Genomic DNA, 11,567 nt, shown 5'->3' on the forward strand with positions numbered 1-11,567 from the left:
TAGAATTCAAATTAATAGAGTTGTTTCACGATAAAAAGCAGTTATGTAGAAAGGTAGAAATTCTAAAGCTTGGCACAAATTCTAAGAATAAGGTTATATAAATCAAGTAGATGGATTCTAACTTTACTTGCAATGACTCGATAATGTTTCATGCTGCCAATGCTGTTTTCAACAAAGATTCTGTTTGAAGCAATAAGTTAATTATGATTTTTCTGTTCATAAGTCAATTCACAGTCTTTTTTACATTTATATGGTAGTGGTTTCGACCTATAGTGATACTATAAAATTAGACTTAATAATCTCAAGTTAATGTTGAGAGACTAAGTGTGAATATTAATAAAATTAGGAGCACAGAAATTATTCCGCACCAGCAAAATAAGTTTTGCACTCCCTACTTATTGAAAATGCCAATCTATAGAAGCTTGAAGCATTTTTACAATTTATTTAACACCTGTTGTCATTTTTTGCATCGTGTCATCTTTATCAACAAAATGATGTTTATACGCAACAATAGCATGGCCAATAATAATGGCTAATGCGGTAAATGCAATGATTTCATGGGCTTCACCTGCAATTTTATGTAACTCTTCGCTCTTCTCAATTAACAATGGAATATCAAATAATCCAAAAAAGCTAATTTCATAACCGCCTGAAGACGAAAAGATATAGCCCGAAATCGGAATCAAGAAAATCAACACATATAACACAGAGTGCCCAATATAAGCTGCTGCTTTTGCCATTCCGCTCATTTTTTCAGGGAAATTGGGGTGAGTATTGGTTAACGTCCACATCAAACGTAAAATACCCAAAAACAACACTAACATGCCTGCTGCTTTATGGTAGGGATATAAATCATAGACTTCATTTTCCGCCATATACCAGCCGACAGGAATTAAAACTAAAATCAAAATAGCCATCGTCCAGTGAAATAGGCGGGCAATTAGACCATAAGATTTTTTAGTATTTGCTAACATTAAGTTTTGCTCCTTAATAAATGAATTAAAAATCGTTTTCAGGTTTAAACGTATTTAAAAATAAATCTGCCGAGACATTATCTGTTGCGTGGCTTACCGCATCCACAATATCAGTATCTTCCCAACCTGCATCACGCACCAATTGCAAATCTTGACCTGTAATTTTTAACGGCTGACTGGCCGCCTCTAGCACAAAAGATAATAAGACTTTTTCTTTATCACTCAAGGGGGCATCATTCGGATCACGACGCGTTGCAATAATTTCTTCATGTGACCAGTTAAACATATTAATTAAAAGACTGGTATTAAAACCAATACAATAGTCGCAAATATTGTCAACTGAAACCAACATTCGAATCACTGCCAAAAACTCCATGCTTAAATTTGGATGCTCCATAAAATAAGCAATTTTACGCCAAGTGAGTTCAAGTAAAAGAGGACTGGCACTATAAGTTTGAAATGCTTGTGGAATATAGCCTAAACTTTTCTCAATTTCATTGTAGATTTCAGCAACTTTGCCAGTTGCTTGTTCACGCGTAACAGTTGAAACAATCGTCATGATTACTCACTCCTCAATTGAGGTGTATCGCACTTGCGTTTGGGATGTGGGCCAATAAATATTAGCGTTGGCCTATTTTCACTAACAATGAGCCAGAATGCAATCGCTAATCTTGACAAAAACTCTATAATATTTTAGTGGGAAATGAACGCCTTTTTGATTAAAAAGGGTATTTGTAGTGTTTTTGGGGAAAATGGGATTTTAATGCTCAATGTGTATTAATCTCATGATAATAAATCTATCGATCTGTAGTCATTTATAAGCACTTGAGCTTGTAGATTAGCTGTATTCAAAAACATTCATGGCAAGTGATTGCAAAAATAAGCTTCTATTTATCAGGCTTTCTATACTTAAGTCTCAATATGACTCAATACTTTGTTTTTACACGATATTAACTAGTAAAAAAGGCATTACTAAAAAAAAATATACCGTGACACTTGTAAGTATTGGGCAAAACTTGATATTTTACCAACAGATGCAACAATAACATAAATGAGTATTGATAGAGATCAACCAATGGCAATCCTAGATATTTTATATTTTCCAGACCCTCGTTTGCGTACCGAGGCCAAGCCAGTTAAGCAAGTAACACCCAAATTACAGCAATTTGTGGATGATATGTTTGAAACCATGTACGAAGCCCCCGGTATTGGTTTAGCTGCAACTCAAGTCAATGTACACAGACAAGTCATTGTGATTGATACTACCGAGGATAAAAGTAATCCTTTGTGTTTTATCAATCCTAAAATTACCCGCTTAGAAGGCAATACCAGCTATGATGAGGGTTGTTTGTCTGTACCTGCTGTTTATGAAACCATTCAACGCGCAGAAAAAGTGACTGTTGAGGCCTTAAACCGTGAAGGTGAAGCGTTTACATTAGAAGCGGACGGCTTACTTGCCATTTGTATCCAACATGAAGTCGACCACTTGAAAGGTAAATTATTTGTAGATTATTTATCCTCATTGAAACGCCAACGTATTGCAAAAAAATTAGATAAACAAAACCGCCAACAGCCAGCATAATACTATGAATAAAAAACGGATTATTTTTGCAGGAACGCCTGATTTTTCTGTGCCTTGTTTGCAAGCGTTGCTTGATTCTCAGCATGAAGTTTGTGCCGTGTATACCCAGCCTGATAGACCCGCAGGGCGCGGGCGAAAACTACAAACCAGCCCCGTTAAGAAATTAGCCTTAGAGCATAATATCCCTGTTTATCAACCGAAAAGCTTAAGAAAAGCCGAGGCAAAAGCTGAGTTGCTCGCTTTAGAAGCTGATTTGATGGTGGTGGTTGCGTATGGACTGATTCTACCAAAAGCGGTGCTGAATGCGCCTCAATTTGGCTGTGTCAATGTTCATGCCTCAATTTTACCGCGTTGGCGTGGTGCTGCACCGATTCAACGTGCCATCATGGAGGGTGATAAAACCACAGGCGTGACCTTGATGCAAATGGATATCGGTTTAGATACGGGAGATATGTTAGCCAAAGTAGAATGCGATATTTTGCCAGAAGATACAGGACAAATATTGCATGATCGTCTTTCAAAAATAGGGGCTGACTTACTTGCACAACAGATTGATAATGTAGAGCAGCTCACAGCAGAATCACAAAATGATGATTTAGCCAATTATGCGCATAAATTAGAAAAAGCTGAGGCAAAGCTGGATTTTTCTCAATCCGCACAAGTTTTGGCCAATAAAGTACGCGCTTTCAACCCTTGGCCTGTCACTCAAGCCGAAATTGCTGACATGACATTACGCATTTGGGACGCGCAAGCCATTGATGAAATGGTCAATCAAGCGGCAGGCTCTGTGATTCGTAGCGAAAAGCAAGGTATTGATGTGGCCACAGGTGATGGTGTGTTGAGATTATTAAAAGTACAAAAAGCAGGCGGCAAACCGATTAAAGTCAGCGATTTTTTAAATGCTCATCCAAAATTTGGACTTGAATAAAGCATTGTATTTTTTAAATCAGTTGGAAAAGTGATAAGACCATGTTGATTATGTTGGATGGAATAACCTAGTGTTTTCCACTAAATGCTCCAGCAGCATCGTTGTTGATTTGGAACATTGGAACACAGTGCATGATTTTATCCATCATGTAACATCAGGGACACTTGCGCTATTTTGGGTATAGGATCACTAAATAATAAACAAGTGCCGTATTCATGTTGGCCCTCAGAGCTTTAACTGTGAAAATGCGCTACAATTCCCCAATTTGCTAATAATGACCAAAAGGTTGCTCAAACAATGAGAAAAATTGACCGTTATATTGGTCTGGCCGTATTTTCTGGTATTTTTATCGTCCTATTTGTCTTAGTTGGCTTGTTTACTTTTTTTACATTTATTGAAGAAATTGAAGATATTGGCAACCAAGGCTACAGCACTTGGGATGCAACGCTCTATGTTGTGTATTTGATGCCACGACAGATTTATGATTTATTTCCAACCGCTGTTTTACTGGGCACGCTGGTGGGCTTAGGTGGTTTAGCAAATAATAATGAATTGACCGTGATTCGGGCAGCAGGTGTCTCAATTTTCCGAATTACCTTAGCCAGTTTACAGGTGAGTTTGTTTCTGACTTTAATGGCGATGTTGTTAGGCGAAGCCATTGCACCCCAATGGGAACAATATGCAAAGGACTTACGTGCGGATGCTAAATCAGCTCCACAGCAACAAAGTCAAACTTTTTCGCATCGTTGGTATGGTTATTGGGGACGTGAAGGCGATGATTTTATTAGTATTCAACGAATTCTGTCTGATGGTGGTTTTGGTGATATTGTATTGTATCGCTTTACCCCAGAACAACAATTACAAACCACAATTCATGCCCGCAAAGCCTATTATGAGCAACATGGTTGGCAATTTTATGATGTTATAAAACAGGATATGAGTACCCAAGGCGTATATCAATCAGAGTTGAGTGAATATCGCTGGGAAGCTGAACTCAATCCAGAATTGGTTAAGCATGTGGTGGTTAGACCTGAAAAATTGTCCAGTTTGGGTTTGTATGAATATATTCAATATTTAAAGCGTAATGGACAAAGTAGTAATGAATATGAACTGGCATTATGGTCACGGCTCAGTTATCCCTTTGTCAGTATTACAATGGTATTTTTAGCTGTGCCCTTTATTTTTGGTTCATTGCGTAATGTAGCGATTGGCGAACGCATGTTGAAGGGCGCATTTTTCGGTATTGGTTTTTATATGTTTAATAAAATTGTGGGTAATGCCAGCTTAGTGTATGGATGGCATCCTATTTTTAGTGCGCTATTACCGCCATTAATTTTCTTGAGTTTCACTATTTACTTGATGCGGCGGCAAGATTAAGTTTTTCAAATAGTCATCAATCACAGGGACTGCATCTTTTCTACACACCATACACGTCGGTAAATGGGCAATCTGTGGCTCAAGTTGGGTAATGTGCAACTGCTCAACATAGCCTAATTTTTTCACAATATTCAATGGCAATGCAGTCATACCCATGCCGACTTTTACACAGCCTAAAATCGTTTCTAAACTGCCAAATTCCAAGGTTTTATAATCATATTTGCCCTGTTGCTTTAGATAATTTTGTAAAAACGTATTATACGCACAGCCTTTTTTAAACGATAAAATCACCTCTGGCACAATACCCGTTTTAGGCTCTAATATCACGATTTGTTCTTCAAATTGATTCAGCACAATCAAATCCTGATGGCTGGGTTGGCCTGTAATAAAAGCGATATCCACTTTAAAATCTAAAATCATTTGGGTAATAATATCGGTTGTACCTGTGAACAGTTCTAGCTGCATTTGTGGATAGTCATTATGCAGCTTAACTAAAAATGGCACGATACGCGTCACCGCATTAGATTCAGTTGAACCCACTCGCAAATATCCTTGATGGGCTATGTTTTTCATTTCTAACACAGCCAATTCCATTTTACGTACAATATCAGTCGCATGATGATAAAAACGCTCGCCTGCTTGAGTTAAAACCACGCCTTTCGGTACTCGATGAAATAAGTTGTGCCCAATATTTTTTTCCAGTTGTTTAATTCGGGCGGTTACGTTTGATTGCGCAAATTTCAGTTGTTTGGCAGCTAATGAAATGCTTTGATTATCTGCCACTGTCACAAAGACTTTTAATAAATTTGAATCCATATCACACTCTATTATATCGTTTATCATGATTGGTTATTTGATAAATATATCATTTTTAGTGATACTATGCGCAGCTTTTATTTAAGAGGTCACATTGAATGTCAAATATCAATTTGTTAGATAGGAATGATAATGCCGCGATTTTATTAGCCGGCATCATTGGATTAATTGTTGGTGTGGGTGTGGCACGGTTTGCCTTCACTTCATTGTTACCTGCAATGTTAGACGATTCGCTAGAGCTGACTTTTGCAGGCGTATTGGCTTCTGTGAATTTTGTAGGCTATTTGAGTGGTGCAATTTTCGCAACTTTTATCAAAGATATTCATACCAAAGTGAAATATTTTAGAATAGGTATGGTGTTATGTGTTGTTACAACGCTGGGCTTAGCGATCACTAGTAATGAAATTGTTTGGTTGATTGCACGAATTATTGCTGGGTTTGGTGCAGCAATGGCATTAGTGGTTGGTTCAGCGATCGTGATGACAAAATTAAATTTTGCTGACAAAACCAAAGCAATGGGAATTCATTTTAGTGGGATTGGATTTTCTATTTTAGTCACTGATTTGATGAGTCGAGCGGTTTTAGCTTCAGGCGAAAACTGGCAAAGCGCGTGGCTGGTTTTAAGTATATTTGGAGCAATGGCTGCGATTTATTCTATTTATATATTGTCAGTTGATAAAGAAGTAAAACAGAATGCAACAACTCATCCCGTTGATAAATCAATATTTTCCTTATTTGTAATCGTATTAATTCTGGCCTATTTTACCGAGGGCGTAGGCTTTGTGGTTCAAGGCACATTTTTGCCTGATATTATTAATTCTTTAGATGGATTAGAAGGTTATGGCAGTTTTACATGGACGATAGTTGGGCTTGCGGGTATTCCTTCTTGCATTATCTGGATGCGATTGGCAGCGCGTTATGGCAATGTCAATATGATTATGGTTGCAATGTTGATTCAAGTTATTGGTATTTTGATTCCAACGTTGACCAATAATGTGTATTTAAATCTGTTTTGTGGCGTTTTATATGGTGGGACATTTGTTGGTTTAGTGGCTTTATTTATGCACTTAGGCGGAAAATTAGCGGGAAATCATCCTGTGGTATTGATGGGCGCGTTAACGACAGCTTATGGTATCGGGCAAGTCAGTGCACCATTGTATAGCGTGGCATTAGTGCATTATTCTGGAAGCTACGATTATGCTTTGTATTTAACGGCGGCAATTGTATTTAGTGGCATCATTTTGTTATTTTTCGCCAAGAATTTACAACATGTGGATTTATAAGAATATTATTATCTGTTGCAAACCATTAAGATTGCGCATCTTTTGCGGATTAATTGCCCTGTATAGCAACCAATAATTGATTATTAAAGAGGGGGTGAGACAAACAGGAGCACAACACTTTGCACTCCTGCTCACTTCAATTTAAAACATAGGACTGATTATTTCATCGCGCCTTTACCATAGCGTTCTTCATAGCCTTTACGTACAGCGTCAATTTGCTCTGGCTTTAAGCCATTGAAAAACCAATCATGTCCTTCAATAGGTCTAAAGTGTTTATCTAATAACTTCTGTGCTTCTTCATCACCAACTAACTCTTTCAACTCAGGAACGAATTCAAAATAAGTATGTTTAGCTACTTCATAAATACCATGCCACCAAGTGTAGTCAGGGCCACTCATAGATGCACCATGTCTTGCACGACGGCCTTCATGATGCCAAATTTCCCACCAAACCCACTCAATTTTTTCATCAAATGGTGCGGGGGTTAGTTTACCCATGGTTTTTAGATCAGTAATAATAGCTGCAATCGGTTTAGCAAATTTAGTGTTATATAAATCAACTAAATCGTCAAACTGTTTATAATGGCCATCAACATATTCTGAAGTATGGCAAGCATAACAAATGCCTTCCATTTTGCCGCGACGATCTTCCCAAGTAAACACTTCAGAGACTGTGCCACCGTTGGCTTTTGGATGATCTGGTTTATCACCTACTTTAGGTAATGGCTGACCTTCAGGTAAATCATATTGATGTCCATTATCTAAACGTATCAAATTGATTTTATTTGAAATAGGAGTACGTAAATTCCATGAAAGCCGTTCGCCCACATCATGGGTTTTAGGTTGATCGCCTGAGGCACTCATGTGACAAGTAGCACAAGTTGGGGCAGCACTGTAATCAACACCCGCAACCCATTTGTCTGAACCTAAATTCATTTTATCCACATTAGCGCGGTAAATAATGCCATGCTTAGATTCGTTATAGACTTCGATTTGAGGATGGTCAGGACCTACGTGACATTTACCACAGGTATCAGGGGTTCTTGCTTGCGCCCGAGAGAATTCGTGACGACCATGACATGCAGTACACGCGCCTTTTGAACCATCAGGATTAATCCGACCAATACCTGTATTTGGCCATGTATCTTTTGTAGGTTTACCTTTTTCATCAATTTTGATGGTTGTACCATGACATTGACGACAACCCGCATTTACTGCTGCTGGGCCACCAATGACTTCACCTAGTAAATTATCTAAAGAATGTAAGATTTCACCAGCACTGGCATGATGCGAACGTTGTACTTCTTTAAATTCACGCGGATGACAGGTAGAACAGTCTTTAGGTGTCACAATCACAGAAATACGTTGATCGTGATGCTCATAGCCATCAATATCATCAGGTTCAGCTCTATGGCAATCTAAGCAATCTACACCGTTTTGACCATGTTTACTCTGATTCCACTCCAAATACATACCGGGGCTTTCTGTCATGTGACATTCAACACATTCCTTACCCTCATCAGTACCCCAGTCTTTACCCTCTTTTCCTGCGGGACGTTCTGCAAAACTGTGACTGCAAAACAACAATCCCAGCATAAATAATAAAATATGCCCTACTTTGGTATACATTAAAAACGCTCCTAAAAATAGATTAAAATGATAAATAAATTCGCCATTCAACCATAGCAAAATTAGGATTAAAAGTCTTTGATATAAATCAACAAACCCACAAAAAATATTGTATTGATTTTATTCAGCTAAATAGCCTGTTGGATAAATGTTTTTGTTGTTATAAAATCTTAATCTTATTCAAGAATGGGTAGCGAAGCTATTTAGCTTTTTAGGGTTCTTATGCGTTTAAAATACAAGTTTTCTTTAATTTTAATTGTGAGTATTAGTATTACTGCTCTGATTGAAAGTGTTTCTTCTTACACTATGCAACGTAAAATAATTGATGCTGTTATGTATGATGAGGCAGTGCTGATTGGCCATCAATTTGAACAATCTCTGATAGCCACCCAACAAAAAACCACCACTATTTCCGAATTTATCACCACATTACCCTCTGTTAAACAGGCCTTTGCTGAGCAGAACCGTGACCAGTTAATTGAGGTTTTATTACCTGCATATCAAATCTTGCATGATAAACATGGCTATTCTCAAGCTCAATTCCATATTCCACCAAGCACTTCATTTTTGCGTTTACATGATATTACAAAATATGGTGATGACTTAAGCATGATGCGAGAAACGGTGCTGGAAGCTAATCATAATCAACAAATTTATCATGGTATTGAATCGGGTATTTCAGGTGTCAGTATTCGCAGTGTTGTGCCTATGACATACAAAGATGAACACATTGGTACATTTGAACTGGGTCTACAACTGAATGAAATATTAGATAATTTAAAAGATAGTAGTGATGTGGAAAGCGGGATTTTTATGGATGTTAATTTATTAAATAAATCTTTGGGTCAAGAACATAAATTAAATGAAGACCCTTTCTTTGGTAGTTTTAAATTGATCAATACCACCAAACCGAAATTGATGCAGGTTTTGGCTTCTGAAAGTGAACTTATTAGAGTAAAAGATAAACAGTTTTATACTCAAAATATCCGTAACTTTGAATTTTCGGTGATTTCAATGCCATTACGAGATTTTAGTAATCGCAAAATTGGTGTAGTGATTCTAGCTAAAGACTTTAGTTATTATCATGATTTAGCAAATATTTCTTTGGTGCGTACAATGAGCATTACTTTACTGGGAATTATTCTAGTTGCAACTATTTTACTTATTTTAGAAAGCTATTTCTTATATAACCCATTAAGTATTCTTGCAAATTCTCAAAATAAATTAGAATTCGAACAATTTGCAAAGCGTAAAGATGAAATCGGGGCAATAAGTCGAAAATTGCTAGATAAATAACGCCTTCCATTTCATTAACAGGATTAGATTTATGCTCAATATCTATCGTTTATTCATGAGTATTACATTGTACTTGCCTAGTTTGGTGTTTGCTCAGCTCACCGATTTTCCAGACAATATTTATCAGCCATTGGAAGTGGGTGTTGGAATAGAGTTACAACAGCTTCATATCATTAATGAAAAAGAACATTCTTTTGATGCCGAATTGATTTTACATCTACGTTGGAAAGACCCACGTTTGGCATTTGATATTAAACAAACAGGCACTTCTCGTAAAGAATACCGTGGTGATGATGCGAAACAATTTTTAGAACAGATTTGGACTCCAAAAACCCATTTTAGTAATTTAAAACAAAGTGAAGAATTAAATGAAAAACGCAATGTTTTTGTTCATCCAGATGGCTTAGTGGAAGATATTCAAGCCATTCAAGGTACATTTGAAACCGCATTTAATACACAATATTTTCCGTTTGATAATCAAAATCTTAAATTAGAATTGAAAAGCCAGTATTATGATTTACGCTTATTAAAATTAGTGCATCGTGTTGAAGATGGTGAATATTCAGGTGTCAGTGATATGAACTTAAGCCAATGGGATATTTATCACCACCGATATAGTTCTTATTTTTTCCGAGGTTGGAATAATGCGGCTTATTCGGGAATTGAAATGGATATTTATATTGAGCGCAGAACCAGCCAATTTTTACCGTTTATTTTCTTTCCTTTCATTACCTTAATGCTGTTTCCTAGCATCTCAATGTTTAGCCGTCATTATAATATGGAAACCAAAGTATCATTGTTATTGAATGGGATTTTGGCACAAATTGCATTGGCATTTACGATTAAAAGCACCTACACTACCGTTGAATTTGTAGGAAATACAGTTATTTACATTTTCATTTTGGGCATTGTTTATTATTTGGTAACACTGCTGCATAATGTGATTTTGTTGAATATGTATGACTCTCGCAAAGCATTAGTCTTGACCATCGATAATTACACAAAATGGGCCTATCCACTCATATTTATCATTTTGTTAACTCATTTGAGTATTGAGGCTATTATCACGGGATTGGCTTGATTGGATGGTTTACATTTTTTGCATATTGTTCCAATTAATGGGATGGTGATTGGAACAGTATTATCATTTCTAGTTACTGTGTTCTGCGTAGTGACGACATACAACGCGGAGCATCTCATATATTCCAGCAGTGATTGTTGGAATAAAACCAATAATACACTTCACTTTAAAAACTTTGACCCCCAAATAATTGTGCCGCCTTTTTATGATAAGCAAGCTGTTCTGGATATTGAAAACATCATCAATTTACGCTTTATTATGGTTTTGTATATATCTTTGCTTATAGTTAGCTTAACTTATTATAAATATAAATTATACTAGTAAAAATAGCCGATTAGCGATCTGTCTTTATTTTGACTTACATATAATATCTTTTTCCCTATTTTGCTATTCAAAGTGAAATAATTGCCCTCTAAAATTTATTTATACCCTTAATATCCTTAGTTTATTTCTACAACTAACTATTTTTTTTGGGTTTTTTTTGATAAGTAAAATTTATTCAAAACATGAGCTTAAACTTAGTTGCATATCTAAACTAATAATTTTTTTAAAAAAACTGTAAAAAAGGGCTGTACATTGAAATAATTTTGTCATATATTTGC

10 protein-coding genes are annotated in these 11,567 nt (G+C 36.5%); 6 read left to right on the plus strand and 4 right to left on the minus strand.

Annotation, left to right across the window (positions count from 1 at the left end):
* Positions 1 to 440: 440 nt before the first annotated feature.
* Positions 441 to 974: a cytochrome b gene (locus ABXH34_RS14590; protein WP_353572619.1), complete on the minus strand. Its 534-nt coding sequence runs from the start codon at positions 972 to 974 to the stop codon at positions 441 to 443.
* Between the two features lie 25 nt (positions 975 to 999).
* Positions 1,000 to 1,533, minus strand: a complete 534-nt coding sequence (locus ABXH34_RS14595) for a carboxymuconolactone decarboxylase family protein (protein WP_353572620.1) — start codon at positions 1,531 to 1,533, stop codon at positions 1,000 to 1,002.
* 516 nt (positions 1,534 to 2,049) lie between these two features.
* Between ABXH34_RS14595 and def the strand changes: the two genes are divergently transcribed.
* The 3 genes from def (at position 2,050) to lptG (ending at position 4,861) form a co-directional block, all read left to right on the plus strand.
* Complete coding sequence (gene def / locus ABXH34_RS14600; protein WP_353572621.1) at positions 2,050 to 2,556, plus strand: peptide deformylase; 507 nt, start codon at positions 2,050 to 2,052, stop codon at positions 2,554 to 2,556.
* 4 nt (positions 2,557 to 2,560) lie between these two features.
* Positions 2,561 to 3,484, plus strand: coding sequence for a methionyl-tRNA formyltransferase (gene fmt, locus ABXH34_RS14605; RefSeq protein ID WP_353572622.1), 924 nt, complete (start codon positions 2,561 to 2,563; stop codon positions 3,482 to 3,484).
* 297 nt (positions 3,485 to 3,781) lie between these two features.
* Positions 3,782 to 4,861, plus strand: coding sequence for an LPS export ABC transporter permease LptG (gene lptG, locus ABXH34_RS14610; protein WP_353572623.1), 1,080 nt, complete (start codon positions 3,782 to 3,784; stop codon positions 4,859 to 4,861).
* On the opposite strand, the gene ABXH34_RS14615 is transcribed toward lptG, so the two are convergent.
* Positions 4,814 to 5,677 carry a LysR family transcriptional regulator gene (locus ABXH34_RS14615; RefSeq protein WP_353572624.1) on the minus strand — a complete coding sequence of 288 codons (864 nt, stop codon included), beginning with the start codon at positions 5,675 to 5,677 and terminating at the stop codon, positions 4,814 to 4,816. The two genes, lptG and ABXH34_RS14615, sit on opposite strands and share 48 nt — an antisense overlap.
* Before the next feature lie 98 nt (positions 5,678 to 5,775).
* Here ABXH34_RS14615 and ABXH34_RS14620 point away from each other — a divergent pair, with 98 nt between their 5' ends.
* The gene (locus ABXH34_RS14620) at positions 5,776 to 6,960 is read left to right on the plus strand and encodes a YbfB/YjiJ family MFS transporter (protein ID WP_353572625.1); all 1,185 of its coding nucleotides are present in this window, start codon (positions 5,776 to 5,778) and stop codon (positions 6,958 to 6,960) included.
* A gap of 158 nt (positions 6,961 to 7,118) precedes the next feature.
* Here the strand turns inward: ABXH34_RS14620 and ABXH34_RS14625 are convergent, their stop codons facing one another.
* The gene (locus ABXH34_RS14625) at positions 7,119 to 8,588 is read right to left on the minus strand and encodes a multiheme c-type cytochrome (RefSeq protein ID WP_353572626.1); all 1,470 of its coding nucleotides are present in this window, start codon (positions 8,586 to 8,588) and stop codon (positions 7,119 to 7,121) included.
* A gap of 222 nt (positions 8,589 to 8,810) precedes the next feature.
* Between ABXH34_RS14625 and ABXH34_RS14630 the strand changes: the two genes are divergently transcribed.
* Together ABXH34_RS14630 and ABXH34_RS14635 are read left to right on the plus strand one after the other, a co-directional pair.
* Positions 8,811 to 9,884 carry a cache domain-containing protein gene (locus tag ABXH34_RS14630; protein WP_353572627.1) on the plus strand — a complete coding sequence of 358 codons (1,074 nt, stop codon included), beginning with the start codon at positions 8,811 to 8,813 and terminating at the stop codon, positions 9,882 to 9,884.
* Positions 9,885 to 9,915: 31 nt separating this feature from the next.
* Complete coding sequence (locus tag ABXH34_RS14635) at positions 9,916 to 10,965, plus strand: ligand-gated ion channel (RefSeq protein ID WP_353572628.1); 1,050 nt, start codon at positions 9,916 to 9,918, stop codon at positions 10,963 to 10,965.
* Positions 10,966 to 11,567 lie beyond the last annotated feature (602 nt).

This window comes from Candidatus Albibeggiatoa sp. nov. BB20 (assembly GCA_016744725.1).
Taxonomy (GTDB): Bacteria; Pseudomonadota; Gammaproteobacteria; order Beggiatoales; family Beggiatoaceae; genus Albibeggiatoa.